Source organism: Kitasatospora sp. NPDC057904 (assembly GCF_042887925.1).
Lineage (GTDB): Bacteria > Actinomycetota > Actinomycetes > Streptomycetales > Streptomycetaceae > Kitasatospora.
This window is the reverse complement of the sequence record NZ_JBHVOL010000011.1, coordinates 96,715-116,581: the sequence shown is the minus strand read 5'-3', so window position 1 is coordinate 116,581 and position 19,867 is coordinate 96,715. Positions and strand designations below refer to the sequence as shown.

Genomic DNA, 19,867 nt, shown 5'->3' with positions numbered 1-19,867 from the left:
TGATCAAGCCGGGTGGGTGCGGGGGATCCCGGGGCGCGTAAGAACATGGGGGCCGGTCCCCCATGCGGGGGTGGGGGCCGCGTGCCCAGAATGGCGATCGCGGCCGCGGTTCTCCGCTTCCGTTCCCGGCCAGGCCGTCTCCGATCAGGGCAGCGGCGGCCTCCGGGGCGGCACCACAGGTGGACGGTTCGCCCGCGTGGGGGCGGGGGTTCCGGCCCGGGGGGAGCCGGAACCCGCCGGCCACCCGGCGCGCGGACGTCGCCCGCCCTCCCCCCGTGGGGCGGGCGATGCCCTCGCGCCGGGTGGCCGAATCGCCGCTATCCGGCCGTCCGCACGTCCCGGACCGCCGTCAGCCATCCGTCGAGCGCCTTCGGCGCGGCCCCCGACTCCACGGCCTGCCGCGCCTCGTGCAGGGCGGCCGGGAACCGCGGCACCACCCGGCCGGGCCGGGGCCGGGCGGCGATCAGGGCGGCCGCCGCGTTGAGCAGGACGGTGTCCAGCACCGGGCCGGTCGCGCCCGCCAGGACCTCCCGCAGGACGCGCGCGTTGTGCTCGGGGCCGCCGCCGACGAGCGCCCCGGCGGGCGCCGGCGCGAGCCCGAGGCCCGCGGGATCCAGCCGTTCCTCCGTCACGGTGCCGTCCTGGACCGCCCAGATCCGGGCCGGCGCGGTCGTCGTCAGCTCGTCCGTCCCGTCCTCGGAGCGCACCACGAGGGCGGAGGTGCCCCGCTCGGCCAGCAGGCCGGCGATCGCGGGCGCCGCCCGCAGGTCGGCGACGCCGACCACCTGGTGGCGCGGCCGGGCCGGACCGATCAGCGGCCCGAGCAGGTTGAACGCGGACGGCACGCCGAGCGCGCGGCGCACCGGGGCGGCGTTGCGCAGCGCCGGGTGGAAGACCGGCGCGAAGCAGAACGTGATCCCGGCCCGGCGGGCGACCTCGGCGACGGCCGCGGGCGGCAGGTCCAGCGGGATGCCGAGCGCCTCCAGGACGTCCGCGGTGCCGCACTTGGAGGAGGCCGAGCGGCCGCCGTGCTTGACGACGGGCACTCCGCAGGCGGCGACCAGGACGGAGGCCATGGTGGAGATGTTGACGGTCGAGCCGCCGTCGCCCCCGGTGCCGGCGAGGTCGACGCACCGGCCGCCGTCGACGTCCAGCGGCACCGCGTGGTCGAGCGCGGCCGCGACCAGGCCGGACAGTTCGGCGGCGCTCTCGCCCTTGACCCGCAGGCCCATCAGGAAGCCCGCGAGCTGCTCCGGCCGGAAGTCGTCGTCCAGTACGCGCTCCATGGCCCACCGCGCCTCGTCGGCCCGGAGGTCGCGCCCGGCCGCCAGGGTGGCGAGCAGCCGCGGCCAGGTGAGGTCCGGGGTGTGCGTGGCCGTGCTGCGTGTGAGGGTCCTGTCGTCCACTGGTTCGCCGTCCTTGGCGTCGAGTCCAGCGGGGGCCCGGGAAACGCGAATCGGCCGCCCACCGGACGGCCGATACATGACGCGCTGCGCTGTCAGGCCACCCGATCGGGGGCCCACCAGGATCCGCGGCACGTCGTCATGGCGGTCATGCTAGCCCATGCCGCGGGCCCGGGGCAGGCCACTCGGGTGGAATTGGACCGGGACGGCCGGTGCGCCGGTCGATACGCTCGGGGCACAGTTGATCTTCCCCGCCACGGAGTTGACCCCATGCACCCTGAACTCGCCGCCGACCTGGACCGGTTGCCCGCGCTGCTGGAGGAGACCCGGCAACGGGCCGTCGCCTTCCTCGGCGGCCTCGACGAGCGGCCGGTGGTGACGGCGCTGGAGGAGCCCGCGCCGGTCCGGCTGGGGGACGGCGGGGGGATCGGGCTGCGCGCGGCGCTGGCGGAGTTCGGCGAGCGCTGGGAACCGCGGCTGAGCGCGAGCGCCGGGCCGCGCTACTTCGGGTTCGTCACCGGCGGCGCGACCCCGGCGGCCCTCGCGGGGGACTGGCTCACCGCCGTCGCCGACCAGAACTCCAACTCCTCGCTCGACCCGGCCGGTCAGCACCTGGAGCGCGAGACGGTCGGCTGGCTGCGCGAGCTCTTCGGCCTCTCCGACGCGCACACCGGCACGTTCGTGAGCGGCGCCACCATGTCGAACACCGTCGGCCTCGCGATCGCCCGCGAGTGGCTGGGCGAGCGCCTCGGCGTGGACGTCGCCGAGGACGGCGCCGGCGCGCTCGGCCGGGTACGGGTGCTGTCCGCCAGTGCGCACTCCAGCATCGCCAAGGCGCTGTCCGTGCTGGGCCTCGGCCGCTCGGCGCTCACCGCCGTGCCGACGCTGCCGGGCCGCGAGGCGGTCGACCCCGCGGCGCTGGAGCGGGCGCTCGCGGAGGCGGACGGCCCGTGCGTCGTCGTGGCCAACGCGGGCACCGTGAACACCGTCGACTTCGACGACCTGCGGGCGATCGCCTCGCTCCGCGAGCGGTACGACTTCTGGCTGCACGTGGACGGCGCGTTCGGCGCCTTCGCCGCCCTGACGCCCGAACACGCCGGGCTCGTGGCCGGGTTGGACCTCGCCGACTCCGTCTGCGTCGACCTCCACAAGTGGCTCAACGTGCCCTACGACAGCGCCGTGCAGTTCACCCGCCGCCGCGACCTCCAGGCATGCGTCTTCCAGAACTCCGCCGCCTACCTCGGCTCTCTCGGCGAGCACCCCGACCTCGTCCACCTCACCCCCGAGAACTCGCACCGACTGCGCGCCCTCGCCGCCTGGTTCACGCTGCGCGCGTACGGGCGGGCGGGCCACCGCGAGATCGTCGAGCGCTGCGTGGCCGGGGCCCGGGCCCTCGGGGAGGCGGTGGCCGGGATCGACGGGCTGCGCCTGCTCGCGCCGGTGCGGCTGAACGTCGTCTGCTTCACGCTCGCCGACGACCCCACCGCCGAGCGGCTCGCCGGCCTGGCCGCCGGGGTCGCGGGAGAGGCCTTCTTCACGCCGACGCGCTACGCCGGGGTCCCGGCCCTCCGCGCGGCGTTCAGCAACTGGCGTACGACGGAGGCGGACGTCCGCCGGACGGTCGCGGCGCTCGCGAGGTCGGTGGCCGAGTCGGCCTGACAGCGGATCGCTTCAGCCCGTCGCCGGTGCGGTCGTGAGGCCGCGGACGACGAACGCGACGCCGTCGGTGAGGGCGGACTCCCGTTCCTCGTCCGGGAGTTCGGCGTAGGGGCCGAGCAGGAGCAGGGCGAGGCCGTGGACGCCGGCCCAGGCGTTGAAGGTGGCGGTCGCGGCGGGTCCGGCGAGGAGGCCGGCGGCGTCGAGTGCGGCGAGGGCCTCCTGGAGGATCGCGAAGGGGCCGCGCCGCACCCCGTCGCCCTCGTCGTCGGGGGCGGGGTCCTGCCCGCTGCGCTCGGGGGCCCGGGTCTTGCCGCCGGTCGGGAACGCGGTGGCGAACAGGCCCGGCTCGGCCAGGGCGTAGCGGATGTAGCCCTCGCCCACGGCGGTGAGGCGGCCGGCGGCGTCGAGCCCCGGGTCGGCGGCGGGCGTGCGCCGTTCCAACTCGGCGTCCATGGCCTCGGCGAGGCGCCGGCGGGAGTCCCGGGCGACCTCGTCGACGAGGTCCGGCAGGGCGGAGAAGTGCCGGTAGGCCGCGTTGGGCGAGACGCCGACCCGGCGCGCGGTCTCGCGCAGCACGATGGTCGAGGGGCCGCCCTCGCGCGCGAGCTCGACGCCGGCCCGCACGAGGGCCTCGCGGAGGTTGCCGTGGTGGTAGCCCGCTCGCTGTGAATCCATGCCCGATGTTAACAGCGTGAACACGTCGACCGGGCCGGGCCCGGCTCTCCTCGTGAACCCGCTTGTGCTGCACAGTTGTTGGGGTGCGGGACAGCACGTTCGAATAAATGTTGACGCCGTCCACATGCGCGCGTAAGTTCACAGTGTCCACATTGGGGGACGGGTCGCGCCGGCCCCCTGCCCGGGGACGCTCCACCGACCAGAACGGGGACACCCATGACCAGCACCACGGCTCCGCCCGCTGTCGCCCCGACCGAGGGGACCGGCCCCGCCGGAGGCGGCTGCTTCCCCTGGACCGTCGTCCTCCTGACCTCCCTGGGGATCGTCGGCTACGTCGTCGCCACCTACGCCCAGGCCGGTCTGCCCCTCGACGGCTCGCGCGGCGGCCTCGCCGCCACCTACGCCGAGCGCCCCCTCGGCATCCAACTCGCCTTCTACGTCCACATCGTGACGGCCTCGGTGGCGCTGCTCGTCGGCCCGCTCCAGTTCTCCGCCGCGCTGCGCCGCCGCTCCCGCGCGGTCCACCGCTGGACGGGCCGGGTGTACCTGGCGGGCGTCGGCCTCGGCTCGCCGGCCGCGTTCGTGATGTCCTTCGTCAGCTCGATCGCCTTCGACGGCTTCTTCGGCTTCGGCAGCCTCGCGGTGCTGTGGGCGTGGACGACCTGGCGCGCCTACCGTGCCATCCGCGGGGGCGACCTGCCGAACCACCGCGCCTGGATGATCCGCAGCTTCGCCCTCACCTACGCCGCCGTCACCCTTCGCGCCTGGCTCGGCGTCCTGATCCTCCTCCAGACGCTCACCGCCGACGGGCCCGTGGACGGCACGCACGTGTTCGACACCGCGTACGCCGTCCTGCCCTTCCTCGCCTGGCTCCCCAACCTCGTCGTCGCCGAGGTCCTGATACGCCGCCGCGGCCTCCCCTCCTACCGCATCACCCCGGTCTGACCGGCGCCCGCCCGTAGCCGGGCCGCAGCCGATCACGGCTGCGGCCCGCCGGACCGTCAGCCCATGCTCTTCGCGCCGTCGATGGCCTCGCGGATGATGTCGGCGTGGCCCGCGTGCTGGGCGGTCTCGGCGATGACGTGGAACAGGACGCGGCGCGCGGACCAGGCCTCGTCCTTGAACCAGGGGGCCTTCGGAAGCGGCTGGATCGCACCCAGGTCGGGCAGGGTGGCGACCAACTCGTCGGTGCGGGCGGCAACTTCCCGGTACGCGGCGAGCACGTCCGCCAGGGTCTCGCCGGGCAGCATGCGGAACTCGTCGGCGCGGCGGGCGTAGTCCTCCGCGGTGAAGGACGAGAAGTCGGGGAACGCGGACGGGCCGTCGACGATGAAGTTCGCCCACAGCTTCTCGACCACCGTCACGTGCTTGATCAGGCCGCCCACGCACAGCTCGCTGACGGTGGTGCGCTCCCCGGCCTGCTCGTCGGTCAGGTCGCGGGCGGTGAAGCTCAGGAAGTGCCGCTGCTTGGCCAGCGCCACGAGGAGGTCGGCGCGCTCGCCGGTGGTGTCGGTGGCCTTGTCGACGGCAGTGGAGGTGGTGGTCATGGTGATCGCCTTCCGTGTTGCTTCCTGCTCCCTCGGACAAGAACCACAGTAGGGACCATTGCGGCCACTTCCTGACCTGAATTGCGCGCAGAATCGGAGCCATGGCGAACACCAGCACCCGCACCCTCCGGCTGCTCTCCCTCCTGCAGACGCACCGCTACTGGCCCGGCGAGGAGCTCGCCGAGCGGCTCGGCGTCTCCGCCCGCACGCTGCGCCGCGACATCGACCGGCTGCGCGAGCTCGGCTACCCCGTCGAGGCGCAGCGCGGGGTCGACGGCGGCTACCAGCTCGCCGCGGGCGCCGCCCTGCCGCCGCTCGTGATCGACGACGAGGAGGCGGTCGCGCTGGCGGTGGGTCTCCAGGCGGCGGCGGAGAGCCCGGTGGAGGGGATCGCCGAGGCGTCGGTGCGGGTGCTGGCGAAGGTGGTGCAGGTGATGCTGGCCCGGCTGCGGCGGCGGGTGGAGGCGCTGCGGGCGATGACGGTGCCGGTCGACTGGGGCGGCCGCCCCGCGGCGGCGGTGGACCCGGACGGGCTGACGGTGGTGGCGCTGGCCTGCCGGGACGCCGAGCGGCTGCGCTTCTCGTACACGGCGGCGGACGGCCGGCGGGCGGACCGGCACGTCGAGCCGCACCGGCTGGTGTGCCTGGACCGCCGCTGGTACCTGGTGGCGTACGACCTCACCCGGCAGGACTGGCGCACCTTCCGGCTCGACCGGCTCACGGCGCCCGAGGGCGGCGGCGGCCGGTTCGCCCCGCGCGAGCTGCCGGCCGCCGACGCCGCCGAGTTCGTCCGGGCGGGCGTCAACGGCCTGGTCCGCCCGTACCGGGTGGAGGCGGTGGTGGCCGCGCCGGCCGGGGGCGTGCGCGAGCGGATCGGCCGGTGGGGCGCGGTCGAGGAGGTGGACGAGGGGCGCTGCCGGATCGTGATGGCCGCCGACGACCTCAACTGGCCGATCATGGCCCTCGGTTCGCTCGGCGCGGAGTTCACCGTCGTCGAGCCGCCCGAACTGGTCGAGCGGCTCGGTGAGTGGTCCTCCCGCTTCGGCCGGGCGGTCCGGGCCTCGCGGTAGTGCCGTGGCCGGGCGTCACGGCGGCGGGATGGACTCGATCGTCCTGCGCAACCGCCCCAGCACGTCGCCGAGTTCGTGCCGTGGCGGGGTCGCCAGGGCGAGGCGGAGGGCGTGCGGCACGTGCGGGCCGGTGGCGAAGGCGTCGGCGGTGGAGACCAGGATGCCCTCCCGGGCGAGCAGGTCGGCCACCTGGTCCGGGCGTTGGTGGGCCTCCAGGGTCAGCCACACCGCGTACGACGACGGGTGTGCGGTGATGTCCATCCCGGCGAGTTCGGCCCGGGCGATGGCCTGGCGGGCGGCGGCGTCCTCGCGGCGGTGGCGTTCCAGGCGGGCGACCGTGCCGTCGGCGATCCAGCCGGTGGCGAGCGCGGTGACCAGGCCCGGGGAGCCCCACGCGGCGGCGCGCAGCGCGGAGGTGGCGGGCCGCAGGAGGTGCTTGGGCACGACGGCGAAGCCGAACCGCAGGCCGGGGGCCACGTTCTTCGACAACCCGGCCACGTAGCAGGTCCATTCGGGCGCGAGGGCGTGCAGCGGGGGAGGGGGTGCGGGCTCCAGGAACGCGTACGTGCCGTCCTCGACGACCACGAGGTCCCGGGCGGTCGCGATCGCGGCCAGCCGCTCGCGCTGCCGCTGGTCGAGCACCCAGCCGAGCGGGTTGTGGACGGTGGGGATCATGTAGACCGCGCGGACCCGGCGGGCCCGGCACAGGCGGTCGAGCGCGTCGAGGTCCGGGCCGGCCGGGGTGACCGGGACGGGTGCGAGGTCGAGGCCGTGGGCGGCGGCGAGCAGCTTGATGCCCGGGTAGCCGAGCGCGTCGACGGCCAGGACGTCGCCGGGCCGGGTGAGCGCGCGCAGTACGCAGTCCAGCGCCTGCTGGGCGCCACTGGTCAGAAGCACGTTCTCGGGGGCGGTGTCGACACCGCGCCCCAGCAGGTAGGTGGCGACGACCGCCCGGTCGTGCCCGTGCCCGCCCGGCGGGTCCTGGCGCAGCAGGGCCTCGGCGTCGCCGGAGGCGGCGAGGGCGCGCAGCGCGTGGCGGAGGTCGTCGCCCTGGCCGGGGGCGAGCGGCTGGTTGAACGAGAGGTCGGCGAGGCGCGGCACCGGGAGCGTGCGCGAGGGTTCGACGCCGTCGTAGCCGCTGCGGACCCGGACGAACGTGCCGCGGCCCTGTTCGCCCACCACCAGCCCGGCGGCGGCGAGTTCGGCGTAGACGCGGGTCGCGGTGGCGAGGGCGACGCGGCGCTCGCGGGCGAGTTCCCGGTGGGTGGGCAGGCGGGTGCCGGGCGGGAGCGCGCCGGAGCGGATCGCGGCGGCGTACTCGTCGACGACGGCCTTGTAGGCGGGCGGTCGCATGGGCCTGTGCCTCCCGTGGGTACCCAGGTGTATCCAGGACAATGAGTGGATTGTCCTGCACGGCGCTCCCTAGCCTCGGTCCCGACCGCAGCCAGGCGCAAGGGAGCAGCCGCAATGACCGTCCGCACCGTCCGGGTGGCCCGTGACGCGCACGTCGTGACCCTCACCATCGACCGCGAGGCCAAGCTCAACGCCCTCGACTACCCGACGATCGACGCGCTGCTCGACGAACTCGCGCGGATCGACGCCGACGACACCGTCCGGGCCGTGATCCTCACCGGCGCCGGGACGCGCGCCTTCAGCGCGGGCGCCGACATCCCGTCGCTGGCCGGCAGCATCGCCGGCGGGACGGAACGGGCGCTGCGCGAGGTCGTGCGGCGCGGGCACGCGCTGACCCGGCGGATCGAGGAGTTCCCGAAGCCGATCGTCGTGGCCGTCAACGGGCTGGCGTACGGCGGGGGCTGCGAGATCACGGAGGCGGCGCCGCTGGCGATCGCAGCCGGGCACGCGACCTTCGCCAAGCCGGAGATCACGCTGGGCTTCCCGCCGCCCTTCGGCGGCTCGCAGCGGCTGCCGCGGCACGTCGGGCGCAAGCGCGCCCTGGAGATGATCCTCACCGGGGATCCGGTCCCGGCGGCGCGGGCGGCCGAGCTGGGGATCGTGAACGCGGTCGTGCCGGCGGAGGAGTTGATGGACGCGGCCCGGCACCTGGTCGACCGGATCGTCCGGCACGCGCCGACGGCGGTCGCCGCCTGCCTGCGGGCCGTCACGCGCGGGATCAACCTGCCGATCGACGAGGGACTGGCCGTCGAGGCGGCCTGGTTCGCCGCGACGGTGCCGACCGACGGGGTCCGGGACGGGCTGAAGCGCTTCCTGGACCGCTGAGGGGTTGCGGTCTCAGAAATAACGCCGTTATTCTCAAGTAACGGCGTTATTTCGATCGAGGAGGCGTGCGATGAGCGGCACCGTCGAGCTGACGATCCTGGACGACCACACCGAGACCCGCGTCGCGGCCGACCTGCGCCCCGCGCCGGGCGCCGCGGACCCGCACGTCTGGCTCGCCCACGCGGACGTCGAACGCGCGCTGGGCTTCACCCGCAAACCGCAGGGCTGGTGCCGCGGCGACGTCTGCGTCCCGGCGGCGGCCGTCGCCCGGTTCGAGGACGCGGGCCGCCTCGACCTCACCGCCTTCGCCGCCCTGCTCGGCCGCCCGGTGGCCGCCGAGCCCGCCGCCGGCGTCCTCGCCCTCGGCGCCTCCGCCGCCGACCGCTCCGCCGCCCTGGCCGCCGGCGAGGCGCCCGACTTCTCGCTCCCGGACGTCCACGGCACCCGGCACGCGCTGAGCGACCTGCGCGGGCGCAAGGTCGCGCTGGTCTTCTGGGCCTCCTGGTGCGGCTGCCGCTACGACCTGCCCACGTGGGAGCGCCTGCACGCCGAACTCGCCGCCGACGGCTTCTCCGTGCTGAGCGTCGCCGTCGACCGCAGGACCGAGGACGCCGCGCCCTGGATCGCCGAGGCCGCGCCGACCCACCCGGCGCTGATCGACGTCGACGGCCGGGTCGCCGACCTCTACCAGCTGCTCAACGTCCCCACCGCGGTCTGGATCGACGAGGACGGCCGCATCGTCCGGCCCAACGACACCCAGTTCGCGACCGACCTCTTCCGCTCGATGAGCGGCCTCGACTCCGGCCTGACGCTCGACGCGCTGCGCCGCTGGGCGGCCACCGGCGACCCGGGCGTCGACCCCGCCGCCGTCGCCGCACTGACCGAGCCGGGCACCCCCGCGCGCCAGCGCGCCCGCACCGAGGCCGCACTCGCCCTGTGGCTGCTGCGCCACGGCCACCCGGGCGCCGCCGAACGGCACTTCGCGACGGCCGCCGACCTCGCCCCGGAGGACGTCACCACGTGGCGCAGCGCGATGCCGCTGCTCGGCGTCGACCCGATGGGCGACGAGTACTTCGCCCGCCGGGCCGCGCTGGAGGAGGCGGGCGTGCCGATCTACCGCCCGCTGCCGGAGCGCGGTTAGGGCGTACGGGAGAATCGTCCGCATGCCCGCCAAATCACCCACCGGCGCCTTCGCCCGGGCCCAGGCCCTGGGCGAGGCCGCGCTGCGCACCGCCCTGCTGGACATCGCCGCCGGCCTGCTCGCCGCCGAGGGCCCGGCCGCGCTGAGCATGCGCCGCGTCGCCGCCGCCGCGGACTGCTCGACCACCGTCCTGTACCGGCACTTCGGGGCCAAGGACGGCATCACGCGGGAGCTCTACCTGGAGGGCTTCGCCCGGCTGCGCCGCCGCCTGGACGCGGTGCCCCGCGGCGACGACCCGGCCGCGCACCTGGCCGCCCTCGGCCGCGCCTACCGGGCCAACGCGCTGGAGGAGCCCAACTTCTACGGCGTCATGCACGGCGAGGGCGTGCCCGGCTTCGTCCCGGACGACGAGTGCAGGACGGCCGCCGCGACGAGCCTCGACGTGCTGCGGGAGGCGGCGCGGGCGTGCGTCGAGGCGGGCGTGCTGCGGGCGGACGCGGACGTGGACGAGGTGACGGACACGCTGTGGGCGGCCGCGCACGGCGTGATCAGCCTGGAACGCGGCGGCCACTTCCCGGGCGCCCTCGGCGAGCAGCGCTTCCGGACGCTGACGCGGGCGGCGGTGGGGGCGTTCCTGCCGTAGGGCGGTGGCGGCGTGGGGCGTTGCCGACGTGGACGTTGGCGGTGTGGGCGTTGGCCTCCTTCGCCTGAGCGCAGCTACCGGTCCGGGGCCCCGCGCCCGGGGCGGATCAGTCCTCGGCGGCGAGACGGAAGGCCAGGCAGACGACGGGAGTGCGGTCCTCCACCGCGGTGCCGAGGCGGTCCCAGTACCGCCGGTGCCCGGCGCGCCACGCCTCCAGCGAGTCGAAGCCCTCCCCCTCGGCCTGCGCGTGTCCCCAGGTCACCTCGCCGAAGGGCTTCACCTCCACGCCCGTGATCTCGATGGCGGCGACGAACCGTCCCTGGTCGTCCACCAGCGCCAGGCGTTCGCCGGGGTACTCCAGGCCCTCGGTCTCCTTGGCGTAGTCGTCCAGCAGGCCGGTGGTGGCGGTCTTGTGCCCGGCCAGCGCCAGGGAGTTCAGCTCCGCCCGCATCCCGTCCGGAGTGCCGAGCTCCATCGACCGCATGCCGTTGACCCTGGGCCACATCTGCATCACCTCTCCCGGGCGCCCGCCCTCGGGCGGATCGTTCCCACTTCTAGCAGATCCGCTTGCCGCCCGGACGGGTATCCGCGGCAGACCGCCGCCGGGTCTGCCCGGTCCGCCGGGTCCGCGCGGCGCGCGCTCACGTCCCGCAGTGCTCGGCGACGGTGTCCGCGAAGGCGCGGGCCGGCGGCGAGAGGGTGTCCCAGCGGCGGACGGCCCAGCCGGCGGTGAGCGCGGGGAGGGCCGGCAGCGGGATCAGCCGCAGGCCCGGGTGGCCCGGACCCTGCCACTCGGGGAGGGCGGGCACGACGGCCTGGCCGAGGCCGAGCTCGGCCAGCAGGATCGCGGTGTCCCAGTCCGCGACGCTGGTGTCGAAGACCGGCCGGATGCCCGATCCGGCGAGCCAGGAGTCGAGCTGGGAACGCGAGACGGAGTTCTGCGGCAGCCCGATGAGGCGGGCGTCCTGGAGGTCCACCGGGTCGACGTGGGTGCGGCCGGCGAGCGGGTCCCCGGCGGCGACGGCGAGCACCCAGGGCATTTCGACGACCGGCCGCTGCTCGATCCCGCGCGCGGGCGCACCGAGCGAGATCCAGGCGAGGTCGACGCGGCCCGCGGCGAGCGCCTCGAAGCAGCTGCGGCTGGACACCTCCGTCTGGAACTCCAGGCTCACCCCCGGGAAGCGGCGGCGGAAGTCGACGACGGCCGCGGACATGAAGTGCCGGATGCTGGTGGCGCCGGTCGTGATCCGCACCGATCCGCCCTCCCCGCGGGCGAGTTCGTCGATGCCGCGCAACGCGTGCTCGATGCCGCCGAGGCTGTCGACGGCCGCCGCGCGCAGCAGCTGCCCGGCCTTCGTCGGCACGACGCCGCGCGGGTGGCGTTCGAGCAGGACGACGCCCAGCTCCCGTTCGAGCCGCTTCACGTGCTGGCTGACGGCGGACTGCGTGCAGGACAGCCGGCGGGCGACGGCGCTGAGCGAGCCGGCCCGGCACACCGCGGCGAAGACGCGGAGATCGTCGAGGGTCACGGCGGTCACCGTACGCCGGTGCAGACCCAAGCTTTCCCTTGGGGGTTCCCCAGTGAATCCGTGGATTGACTTGGATGTCCGCGCGGCTCGATCATCGCTGCAGGGCCCAGGGCGGCAACCCGCCCGCTGTCCTCGCGCGTTCCGGACGCAAGGCGGGGCACGGCGGGTGCCGACCCACAATCCCCCGAGAGGAACACCGAGTTGACGATCGACCATGCCGTCTCCTTCCTGCGCTCGCTCGGCGCGGCCGAAGTACCGCACCCAGGCGGCACCCTGCTCGCCCACCTGGAACGCGTCCGCCTCCGGCTCGCCGACTGGGGCGCCCGCCCGGACCTCCAGCTCGCCGGGCTCTGTCACGCCGCCTACGGGACGGACGGCTTCCCCACCGCCCTCCTGCCGCTCGACCGCCGCTCCGACCTGGCCGCCGTGATCGGCCCCGGGGCCGAGCGGATCGTCCACCGGTACGCGAGCTGCGACCGCCGCGCCACCTACCCCGGACTGCCCGGCCCGGACGCCGCCTTCCACGACCGCTTCACCGGCCGCGCGCTCACCCCGGACCCGTCCGAGCTGCGCGACTTCGCCGAGCTGACCGCCGCCAACGAGCTCGACCTCGCCCGGACCGACCCGGCCTTCCGCGAGCAGTGGAGCGCGGACCTGCTCGCCCTGTTCACCCGGCTGCGGCCGCTCCTGAGTCCGGCCGCGTGGGAGGACTGCCGGACCGTCCTCGGCCCCGAAGCCGTGCCCGGCCCCGGCGCAGCGGCCGCCACCGCGCGCACCCCCACCCCGGCTCCCGCGACCGCCGCTCCCTCCGGTCCCGACGGCCCCCGCCGGACGGTCGCCGTGCTCGGCCCCGGCGGGGTCGGCGGGCTGCTCGCCGCCCTGCTCGCGCGGGCCGGGCACCGGGTGATCTGCCTCGCCGGGGAGGCGACCGCCGAGGTGCTGCGCCGGGACGGTATCCGGGTGCGCAGCGCCCAGTTCGGCGAGTTCACCGCACCCGTGGAGGCGGACACCGCGCTGCGCGAGCCCGTCGACCTGTGCCTGGTGACCGTCAAGCACACCCACCTGGCGGAGGCGCTGGAGCGGGTGCCGCCCGCCCTCGTCGCCCACGGACTGGTGGTGCCGCTGCTCAACGGCATCGAGCATCCGGCGCGGCTGCGCGCGCGGTTCGGGGCGGAGCGGGTCGTCGGGGCCGTCGTCCGGGTCGAGTCGGCCCGGGTGGCGCCGGGCGTGGTCGAGCACGGCAGCCCGTTCACCGAGATCGACCTCGCCGGTCCGGCCGACCGGCTCGACGCGGTGGCGCGGCTGCTCGACGGCGCGGGCGTGCGCACCCGGGTGAGCGAGGACGAACCGGCCGTGCTGTGGGCCAAGTTCGCGTTCCTCGCGCCGTTCGCGCTGCTCACCACCCGGTACGGGAGCCCGGTCGGGAGCGTCCGCACCGATCACCGCGCCGAGTTGGAGGCCCTCGTGGCGGAGGCCGCCGCCGTCGCCCGCGCGTGCGGGGCCCCGGCGGATCCGGCGAAGTCGCTGGCGCTCTACGACGCGTTCCCGCCCGCCGCGAAGTCCTCCATGCAACGCGACGCCGAGGCGGGCCGCCCCCTGGAGCTCGACGCCATCGGCGGAGCCCTCCTCCGCGCCGCCGCCCGCCACGCCGTCCCCGTCCCGCTCGCCACCCGCCTGGTCGCCGAGCTGGGGTGACGGTCACGCCCGGCCGGTCCGGACGGCCTGCCGCAAGGCCCGCCCGGTCCGGCCGGTGCCTGCCGCCAGGTCCGCCCGGTGCGGACGGCGCCCGCCGCAAGGCCCGCCCGGCCCGGCCGGCGCCCGCCGCTACGCCCGGCCGGTGCGGACGGCGCCCGCGCTCGCGGCCATCACCAGGGCGACCGCCGCGCACTGCGACGCCGACAGGGTCTGCCCCAGCACCAGGAAGCCGGCCAGGGCGCCGACCGCCGGGGCGAGGCTCATCAGCACCGCGAAGGTCGCCGCCGGCAGGCGCCGCAGGGCGAGCACCTCCAGGGCGTACGGCAGGCCGGAGGAGAGCAGTGCCACGGCCAGCCCGAGCGCCAGCACCGCGGGGTCGAGCAGGGCGGTGCCCGCGGCGGCGATCCCCAGCGGCAGGCTCATCAGCGCCGCCACGGCCATCGCCACCACGAGCCCGTCCAGGCGCGGGAAGCGGGCCCCGGAGCGGGAGTTGAGGACGATGTACGCCGCCCACAGGGCGCCGGCGGCGAGCGCGAACCCGGCGCCCGTCAGGTCGAGCCGCTCGAAGCCGTCCCGGCCGAGCAGGAAGACGCCCGCGAGCGCGAGCGCCGCCCACACCAGGCTCACGGCCCGGCGGGCGGCGACCACCGACAGCACGAGCGGGCCGAGCACCTCCAGCGTCACCGCGGGGCCCAGCGGGATCCGGTCGATCGCCTGGTAGAAGAGGATGTTCATGCCGCCGAGCGCCACCCCGAAGGCCCCGGCGACGGCCCAGTCCCCGCGGCTGTGGCCGCGCAGCCGGGGCCGGCAGACGGCCAGCAGCAGCACGGCCGCGATCGTCACCCGCAGAGCGACCGTCCCGAACGGCCCGACGCGCGGGAACAGCAGGGCGGCGACGGCCGAGCCGAACTGCACCGACAGCGTGCCGCCCAGCACCAGCCCGATCCCGCCGAGGCCGCTCCGGGAAGGCGCGACGGGCCGTCCCGCCGGGTGGGGCGCCGGGAGGGTCGCGGCGGCGGCCGCCGTCCGGGACATCCCGGACATCGTGTTCGTCATGCCCCCACGGTAGGGATTCGTTCGTGCCCCGGGAAATGCCGAATGGCAAGCCGTTATGCTTCCGAAGCATGACCATCGAGCTGCGCCACCTGCGGGCCTTCCTCGCCATCGTCGAGGAGGGCACGATCACCCGCGCCGCCACCCGCCTCCACACCGGCCAGCCCGCGCTCTCCCGGACCCTGCGCCAGCTGGAGGACCACCTCGGCGTCCGCCTGATCGACCGCTCCACCCACCACCTGGAGCTCACCGCCGCCGGCCGCACCTTCCGCGACCGCGCCGCCGCCGCGCTCGCCGCCGTGGAAAGCGCCCTCGACCCCCGCACGCTCGCCTCCCCGCCGCTGCGCCTCGGCCACCCCTGGGCCGCCCTCGGCGACCACACCATCCCGCTGCTGCGCCGCTGGGACGACGAGCACCCCGACGTACCGCTCGAACTGCGCCGCATCGACGACCGCACGGCCGGCCTCACCCAGGGCCGGGTCGACATCGCCCTGCTGCGCGGCGAGGTCACGGCGCCCGGTCTCGTCACCGAGCTGCTGCTGGACGAGGAGCGGGTCGCGGTGGTGCCCGCCGCGAGCGACCTCGCCGACCGCGAGGTCCTCACCCTCGCGGACCTCGCGGCGTGGCCGGTCGCCCTCAACACGGTCGCCGGCACCACGACCCTCGACCTGTGGCCGGCCGGCCACCGCCCCACGGCGACGATCGAGGTCGCCAACACCGACGAGTGGCTGACCGCCATCGCGGCCGGCCGGGCCGTCGGCATCTCGACGGTCGCGACGCCCCGGCTGCACAAGCACCCCGCGATCGCCTACCGCCCGCTCGCCGACGCCCCGCCCGTCCCGCTGTTCCTGGCCTGGCGCCGGGGCGTCCCGGCGCACCCGGCCATCCCGGACCTGGTCCGGCTGGCCCGCGCCGTGGTGACCGGGAACCGACGGTCTGCGAACGGATTGTCCGTCGGGCGGGGCGGCCGAACGTCGAGGGTCCGGTGAGCGGGCCGAGGAGATCGCCGGGGATTCGTCCGGCACCTGTCGAGGTCCATGACAACTCGCTAACATCACGGACGGTCACCACCCGGGAACCGTGAAGGTCCCGGCGACGGAGGGGAAGCGCCATGCGATACGCGGACGGACCGCGGACGTACTGCGAGGTGCACATCAAGGCCACGGTCGAGGAGGTCTGGTCGCTGATCACCGACATCGCCCTGCCCGCCCGGCTCAGCCCCGAACTCCGGGGCGTCGCCTGGCTCGACGGCGCGGACGGGCCCGCGGTCGGGGCCCGCTTCGAGGGGCACAACGAGAACGAGCGGCTGGGCAACTGGCGGACGGTCTCCCACGTGACCGAGCTGACCGACCGGGAGGTGTTCGCGTGGATCGTCACCGACGCGGACGGCCGGTTCGGCCGCCCCTCGGTGGACCCGGCGGCCTCCCTCGCCTCCTGGCGCTACGAGCTCACGCCGGAGGACGGCGGCACCCGGCTGCGCCACTCGGTGCTGATCGGCCCCGGCCGCAACGGCGTGACGGCCGCCATCGACCGCTGGCCGGACCGCGAGGAGCAGATCATCGAGGTCCGCCTCGGTGAACTGCGCACCGGCATGACGGCCACCCTCGACGGCATCAAGACCCTGGCGGAACAGGGAAGTTAGCCGCCCAGTAGCAAATCTGCACCCGGAACGACCGTACAGAGCAAGGAAGTCGGGCACCACCGTGGAAGACCGCACCGCACTCCCCGACGCCGTCCGCGCGTCCGCCGCCCGGTTCGCCGCCTCCGTCTCGGCCCTGACCGAGGCGGAGGCGCGCGGGCCCTCGGCGCTGCCCGGCTGGAGCCGGGCGCACGTCGTCACCCACGTCGCCCGCAGCGCCGACGTCTACACCTGGCTGCTCGCCCTGGCCCGCACCGGGGTCGAGCCCGGCCCCAGGGCGGACGGCGCCACCCTGGAGCGCCTGCTGCACGAGGGCGCCCGGCGGGACGTCCCCGCCCTCGCCGCCGACCTGCGCGCGAGCCTCGACCGGCTGCTCGACGAGGTGTCGGCGATGCCCGCCGAGCGCTGGTCCGTCCTGGTCTCGGCCCTCGCGGGCTGGAAACACCCGGCCTGGTACACCCTCCACCGCGCGCGGCGCGAACTGGAGGTCCACCACACCGACCTGGCCCTCGGTCACACTCCGGCCGCGTGGCCGGCCGGTTTCGTCGCGGCGGCCCTGGCGGAGACCGCCGCCGCGCTCGCCGAACGAGGCTTCCCGGTCGGCCGGTTCGAGGCCGTCGACCTCGGCCGCTCCTGGACCGTCGCCCCGACCGGCCCGACCGCGGCCGGCCCCGGCCACGCGCTGCTCGCCTGGCTCGCGGGCCGCGGCCCGGCGCCGGACGCGGGGCTGCCGGCCCCGCCGCCGTGGCCGCAGCCGCCGCTGCCGGGCTGGGGGTGAGCCGAACCGGGCGGTGCCGGGCCGGGGGCGAGCCGAGCCGCGCGGTGCCGGGCCGGGGGTGAGCCGAGCCGGCCGATGCCGGGCCGGGGGGGGCTGACATTTGTCACGGCCCATCCGTGTGCGAGCACACTGCCCCGCGCGGGGTGCCCCCGGCCAGCATGAATGCCATGACCTCGACCGATCTGAACCACCCCGAGACCCTCCGGGCCTTCCGCACCATCCGCCGCCTCCTGGGCGCCTACCTCGGGATCAGCCTCGTCACGATGGCCGCGATCGTCGCGCTCGCCGGCCACCCCGACCTCGTCAACGTCGCCGTCTGGATCCGCGGCAGCGCCGTCGCGGCCAGCTCGGTGATCACGCTCGTCCTGGCCGTCAAGGCGGCCGGGGGCTCGACCGGAGCGTTCCGCCGGCTGCGGATCATCTCGACCGCGATGCTCGTCGCGATCGTCGTGATCATCGCCCTGCCGGGTACCTTCCCGTTCTGGATGAAGGCCGAGCAGGCGCTGTGCGGCGCCCTGCTGCTGGGGGTGGCGGTGATCCTCAACGGACGCCACCTGCGTACGCTCTTCACGGCGGCCGCCCCGCAGAGCTGAGCTCCGACCCGGCGAACCGAGCCCCGGCCCGCGAGCCGGACCCCGACCGACGGAAGGAACACCCGTGACCGACGAAGGCCCCGACCCGGGATCGCACCCGTGGGCGTACGGCTGGCGGCGCGTCATGCTGGCCACCGGGATGCTCGTCTACCCGGCCCTCACCGCCCTGGGCGTGTCCCACACCGTCGCCGGGGCGCGGGCCGTCGCCGGGTACGCGGTCGTCGCGGCCTTCACGGTCTGCTACGCGGCCGGCGGCATCGCGTTCGCCCGGGGCCGGCGGCGGCAGGCCGAGTTCCTGACGGCCGGGCAGGCGGCGCTGTTCGCGGCGGCCCTGCCCTTCGCCCACGCCGACGCCTTCTTCCTGGGTACCGGCGTGGTCTCGTTCGTCGCCGTGCTGTTCCCCGCCCGGGCCACCGCGGCCGTGGTGGCCGGCACGGTGGGCGCCCTCGTCCTGCCGTGGGCGGTGCGCCCCTGGCACAGCGGGCCCGGCTGGTTCCAGGCGCTGGCCCTGCTCTTCAGCTCGCTGACCGTGCGCGGGTTCTCCGAGATCGCCACCACCAACCAGGAACTGGTCGCCGCCCGGGCCGAGGTGGCGCGCCTGGCCTCGGAGGCCGAGCGCAACCGGATCGCCCGGGACCTGCACGACCTGCTCGGGCACTCGCTCACCGCGATCACCGTCAAGTCCCGGCTGGCGCAGCGGCTCGCCGCCAAGGACCTCGCCCTCGCGGTCGAGGAGATGGCCGCCGTGGAGGACCTCTCCCGGCAGGCGCTCGCCGACGTGCGGGCGGCCGTCTCCGGCTACCGCGAGGTGACGCTGGCCGCCGAACTCGCGCGCGGCCGCGAGCTGTTGCGGGCCGCCGGAGTGGTCGCCGACCTGCCGGGCGCCACCGACGCGGTGGCCCCCGCGCACCGGGAGCTGTTCGGCTGGGTCGTCCGGGAGGGCCTGACCAACGTCGTCCGGCACGCCCGCGCGGCCCGCTGCACGGTGCTGCTCACCGGCACCTCGGTGGAGATCCGCGACGACGGGCCGGGCAAGGGCTCCCCCGTCGGCGACGGCAAGGGGCTCGCGGGCCTGCGCGAACGGGTCGCGGCGGCGGACGGTAACGTCGAGGCCGGCCCGCTGGGCCCGCGCGGGTGGCGGCTGCGGGTGACCGTCCCCGCGCTCCCCGGCCGGCCGCACGCACCCGTCCGGGAAGGCCGGCCAGTCCGGGAAGGCCGGCAAGCCCGCGAAGGTCGGCAAGCCCGCGAAGGTCGGCAAGTCCGGGAAGGCCGGGAAATCCGGGAGGGAAGCCCATGACGATCCGTCTCCTGCTCGCGGAGGACCAGGAGCTGGTCCGCACCGCCCTGCGCACGCTGCTCGACCTGGAGGACGACTTCACCGTCGTCGCCGCCGTCGGCCGCGGCGACCAGGTCGTGGACGCGGCCCGCGAGCACCGGCCCGACGTGGCCCTGCTGGACATCGAGATGCCCGGACTGGACGGCCTCGCCGCCGCCGCGGTCCTCGCCCAGCAGGTGCCGGACTGCCGGGTGGTGATCCTCACGACCTTCGGTCGGGCCGGCTACCTGCGGCGCGCCATGGAGGCCGGCGCCGTCGGCTTCGTCGTCAAGGACGCGCCGGCCGAGGTGCTGGCCGACGCGATCCGCCGGGTCGACGCGGGGGAGCGGGTCGTGGACCCGGAGCTCGCCGCCGCGACCCTCGCCGCGGGCGCCTCCCCGCTCACCGCGCGCGAGCGCGACGTCCTGAACGCCTGCCGCTCGGGCGCGGACGTGGCCGAGATAGCCGCCAAGCTGTACCTGTCGGAGGGGACGGTCCGCAACTACTTCTCCTCCGCGATCGCCAAGACCGCCAGCCGCAACCGGCTGGAGGCGCTGCGGGTGGCGGACGAGCGCGGCTGGCTCTGAGAGGGTGTTCGATAGGGGAATCCCCCCAACTGTCCGGCTTTCGCGGGCTCGGCACGGACGCTGTTCCAGGATCCTGTAGCGGCCGGGCCCGTGTCAGCGGTACGGATCGACTGTGACGGAACGACGCCGGTACCCCTCGGACCTGAAGGACGATCAGTGGCAGCTCGTGGAGCCGATGCTGCTGCGCTGGAGGTGGGGGGGGCGCCCCGGGGGGGCCCCCCCCCCCCCACAACCTCTCCAGGGGGAACACCGACACCAACACCACCCGGCCGCCCACGCCCGGGCCGAGCATGCCCGCCCCC

The 19,867-nt window shown here is 75.8% G+C and carries 20 protein-coding genes and 2 pseudogenes; 15 read left to right on the top strand and 7 right to left on the bottom strand.

The window, feature by feature from the left end; translation table 11 throughout:
• Positions 1–317 precede the first annotated feature (317 nt).
• Positions 318–1,406, bottom strand: coding sequence for an anthranilate phosphoribosyltransferase (gene trpD, locus ACFVSN_RS26605; RefSeq protein ID WP_387600935.1), 1,089 nt, complete (start codon positions 1,404–1,406; stop codon positions 318–320).
• A gap of 267 nt (positions 1,407–1,673) precedes the next feature.
• Here trpD and ACFVSN_RS26600 point away from each other — a divergent pair, with 267 nt between their 5' ends.
• Positions 1,674–3,062, top strand: a complete 1,389-nt coding sequence (locus ACFVSN_RS26600) for a pyridoxal phosphate-dependent decarboxylase family protein (RefSeq protein WP_387600938.1) — start codon at positions 1,674–1,676, stop codon at positions 3,060–3,062.
• 12 nt (positions 3,063–3,074) lie between these two features.
• Here the strand turns inward: ACFVSN_RS26600 and ACFVSN_RS26595 are convergent, their stop codons facing one another.
• A complete protein-coding gene (locus ACFVSN_RS26595; protein ID WP_380491825.1) occupies positions 3,075–3,737 on the bottom strand; it encodes a TetR/AcrR family transcriptional regulator in 663 nt (220 codons plus the stop codon).
• Positions 3,738–3,953: 216 nt separating this feature from the next.
• On the opposite strand from ACFVSN_RS26595, the gene ACFVSN_RS26590 reads away from it, so the two are divergent.
• Entirely contained in the window at positions 3,954–4,682 is a 729-nt protein-coding gene (locus ACFVSN_RS26590) for a DUF2306 domain-containing protein (protein WP_387600940.1), read from the top strand.
• A gap of 56 nt (positions 4,683–4,738) precedes the next feature.
• Here ACFVSN_RS26590 and ACFVSN_RS26585 read toward each other — a convergent pair whose 3' ends face one another.
• On the bottom strand, positions 4,739–5,284 hold the full coding sequence (locus ACFVSN_RS26585) for a DinB family protein (protein ID WP_387600943.1): 546 nt from the start codon (positions 5,282–5,284) through the stop codon (positions 4,739–4,741).
• 101 nt (positions 5,285–5,385) lie between these two features.
• Here ACFVSN_RS26585 and ACFVSN_RS26580 point away from each other — a divergent pair, with 101 nt between their 5' ends.
• A complete protein-coding gene (locus ACFVSN_RS26580) occupies positions 5,386–6,354 on the top strand; it encodes a helix-turn-helix transcriptional regulator (protein ID WP_387956703.1) in 969 nt (322 codons plus the stop codon).
• A gap of 15 nt (positions 6,355–6,369) precedes the next feature.
• Here the strand turns inward: ACFVSN_RS26580 and ACFVSN_RS26575 are convergent, their stop codons facing one another.
• A complete protein-coding gene (locus ACFVSN_RS26575; protein WP_387600946.1) occupies positions 6,370–7,707 on the bottom strand; it encodes a PLP-dependent aminotransferase family protein in 1,338 nt (445 codons plus the stop codon).
• Positions 7,708–7,821: 114 nt separating this feature from the next.
• Between ACFVSN_RS26575 and ACFVSN_RS26570 the strand changes: the two genes are divergently transcribed.
• From ACFVSN_RS26570 to ACFVSN_RS26560, 3 genes are all read left to right on the top strand, one after another.
• A complete protein-coding gene (locus ACFVSN_RS26570; RefSeq protein WP_380445060.1) occupies positions 7,822–8,592 on the top strand; it encodes an enoyl-CoA hydratase-related protein in 771 nt (256 codons plus the stop codon).
• A gap of 70 nt (positions 8,593–8,662) precedes the next feature.
• Positions 8,663–9,733: a redoxin domain-containing protein gene (locus tag ACFVSN_RS26565; RefSeq protein ID WP_387600949.1), complete on the top strand. Its 1,071-nt coding sequence runs from the start codon at positions 8,663–8,665 to the stop codon at positions 9,731–9,733.
• 22 nt (positions 9,734–9,755) lie between these two features.
• Positions 9,756–10,376, top strand: a complete 621-nt coding sequence (locus tag ACFVSN_RS26560; protein WP_380445058.1) for a TetR/AcrR family transcriptional regulator — start codon at positions 9,756–9,758, stop codon at positions 10,374–10,376.
• Between the two features lie 106 nt (positions 10,377–10,482).
• On the opposite strand, the gene ACFVSN_RS26555 is transcribed toward ACFVSN_RS26560, so the two are convergent.
• Positions 10,483–10,887 (bottom strand): ASCH domain-containing protein, encoded by a 405-nt coding sequence (locus ACFVSN_RS26555; protein WP_387956702.1) that lies wholly within the window; start codon positions 10,885–10,887, stop codon positions 10,483–10,485.
• 130 nt (positions 10,888–11,017) lie between these two features.
• Positions 11,018–11,905 (bottom strand): LysR family transcriptional regulator, encoded by an 888-nt coding sequence (locus tag ACFVSN_RS26550; RefSeq protein ID WP_380445056.1) that lies wholly within the window; start codon positions 11,903–11,905, stop codon positions 11,018–11,020.
• Positions 11,906–12,106: 201 nt separating this feature from the next.
• Here ACFVSN_RS26550 and ACFVSN_RS26545 point away from each other — a divergent pair.
• Positions 12,107–12,373 (top strand): annotated as a pseudogene (locus tag ACFVSN_RS26545) (DUF6817 domain-containing protein); the annotation flags it as partial.
• A 372-nt stretch (positions 12,374–12,745) separates the two neighbouring features.
• The gene (locus tag ACFVSN_RS26540; RefSeq protein WP_387601021.1) at positions 12,746–13,600 is read left to right on the top strand and encodes a ketopantoate reductase family protein; all 855 of its coding nucleotides are present in this window, start codon (positions 12,746–12,748) and stop codon (positions 13,598–13,600) included.
• Between the two features lie 129 nt (positions 13,601–13,729).
• Here the strand turns inward: ACFVSN_RS26540 and ACFVSN_RS26535 are convergent, their stop codons facing one another.
• Positions 13,730–14,656, bottom strand: coding sequence for a DMT family transporter (locus tag ACFVSN_RS26535; protein WP_387600956.1), 927 nt, complete (start codon positions 14,654–14,656; stop codon positions 13,730–13,732).
• Between the two features lie 68 nt (positions 14,657–14,724).
• On the opposite strand from ACFVSN_RS26535, the gene ACFVSN_RS26530 reads away from it, so the two are divergent.
• From ACFVSN_RS26530 to ACFVSN_RS26500, 7 genes and pseudogenes are all read left to right on the top strand, one after another.
• A complete protein-coding gene (locus tag ACFVSN_RS26530) occupies positions 14,725–15,642 on the top strand; it encodes a LysR family transcriptional regulator (RefSeq protein WP_387600960.1) in 918 nt (305 codons plus the stop codon).
• A gap of 122 nt (positions 15,643–15,764) precedes the next feature.
• A complete protein-coding gene (locus ACFVSN_RS26525) occupies positions 15,765–16,295 on the top strand; it encodes an SRPBCC family protein (protein WP_380446342.1) in 531 nt (176 codons plus the stop codon).
• Between the two features lie 61 nt (positions 16,296–16,356).
• On the top strand, positions 16,357–17,070 hold the full coding sequence (locus ACFVSN_RS26520) for a maleylpyruvate isomerase family mycothiol-dependent enzyme (protein WP_387600964.1): 714 nt from the start codon (positions 16,357–16,359) through the stop codon (positions 17,068–17,070).
• 167 nt (positions 17,071–17,237) lie between these two features.
• Entirely contained in the window at positions 17,238–17,663 is a 426-nt protein-coding gene (locus tag ACFVSN_RS26515; protein ID WP_380446340.1) for a hypothetical protein, read from the top strand.
• 64 nt (positions 17,664–17,727) lie between these two features.
• Positions 17,728–18,960 carry a sensor histidine kinase gene (locus ACFVSN_RS26510; protein ID WP_387600967.1) on the top strand — a complete coding sequence of 411 codons (1,233 nt, stop codon included), beginning with the start codon at positions 17,728–17,730 and terminating at the stop codon, positions 18,958–18,960.
• Positions 18,957–19,565 (top strand): response regulator transcription factor, encoded by a 609-nt coding sequence (locus tag ACFVSN_RS26505; protein WP_329931940.1) that lies wholly within the window; start codon positions 18,957–18,959, stop codon positions 19,563–19,565. Before ACFVSN_RS26510 ends, ACFVSN_RS26505 begins: the two co-directional genes overlap by 4 nt.
• A gap of 112 nt (positions 19,566–19,677) precedes the next feature.
• Positions 19,678–19,867 (top strand): annotated as a pseudogene (locus ACFVSN_RS26500) (hypothetical protein); the annotation flags it as partial.

What these genes read in the sequence shown, in the direction of transcription:
- ACFVSN_RS26570 (WP_380445060.1), top strand. Translation starts at nt 7,822, where the DNA reads ATGACCGTCCGCACCGTCCGGGTGGCCCGTGACGCGCACGTCGTGACC.
- ACFVSN_RS26555 (WP_387956702.1), bottom strand. Translation starts at nt 10,887, where the DNA reads ATGCAGATGTGGCCCAGGGTCAACGGCATGCGGTCGATGGAGCTCGGC.
- ACFVSN_RS26565 (WP_387600949.1), top strand. Translation starts at nt 8,663, where the DNA reads ATGAGCGGCACCGTCGAGCTGACGATCCTGGACGACCACACCGAGACC.
- ACFVSN_RS26505 (WP_329931940.1), top strand. Translation starts at nt 18,957, where the DNA reads ATGACGATCCGTCTCCTGCTCGCGGAGGACCAGGAGCTGGTCCGCACC.
- ACFVSN_RS26560 (WP_380445058.1), top strand. Translation starts at nt 9,756, where the DNA reads ATGCCCGCCAAATCACCCACCGGCGCCTTCGCCCGGGCCCAGGCCCTG.
- ACFVSN_RS26530 (WP_387600960.1), top strand. Translation starts at nt 14,725, where the DNA reads ATGACCATCGAGCTGCGCCACCTGCGGGCCTTCCTCGCCATCGTCGAG.
- ACFVSN_RS26535 (WP_387600956.1), bottom strand. Translation starts at nt 14,656, where the DNA reads ATGACGAACACGATGTCCGGGATGTCCCGGACGGCGGCCGCCGCCGCG.
- ACFVSN_RS26590 (WP_387600940.1), top strand. Translation starts at nt 3,954, where the DNA reads ATGACCAGCACCACGGCTCCGCCCGCTGTCGCCCCGACCGAGGGGACC.
- ACFVSN_RS26525 (WP_380446342.1), top strand. Translation starts at nt 15,765, where the DNA reads ATGCGATACGCGGACGGACCGCGGACGTACTGCGAGGTGCACATCAAG.
- ACFVSN_RS26515 (WP_380446340.1), top strand. Translation starts at nt 17,238, where the DNA reads ATGACCTCGACCGATCTGAACCACCCCGAGACCCTCCGGGCCTTCCGC.
- ACFVSN_RS26575 (WP_387600946.1), bottom strand. Translation starts at nt 7,707, where the DNA reads ATGCGACCGCCCGCCTACAAGGCCGTCGTCGACGAGTACGCCGCCGCG.
- ACFVSN_RS26600 (WP_387600938.1), top strand. Translation starts at nt 1,674, where the DNA reads ATGCACCCTGAACTCGCCGCCGACCTGGACCGGTTGCCCGCGCTGCTG.
- ACFVSN_RS26580 (WP_387956703.1), top strand. Translation starts at nt 5,386, where the DNA reads ATGGCGAACACCAGCACCCGCACCCTCCGGCTGCTCTCCCTCCTGCAG.
- ACFVSN_RS26595 (WP_380491825.1), bottom strand. Translation starts at nt 3,737, where the DNA reads ATGGATTCACAGCGAGCGGGCTACCACCACGGCAACCTCCGCGAGGCC.
- ACFVSN_RS26585 (WP_387600943.1), bottom strand. Translation starts at nt 5,284, where the DNA reads ATGACCACCACCTCCACTGCCGTCGACAAGGCCACCGACACCACCGGC.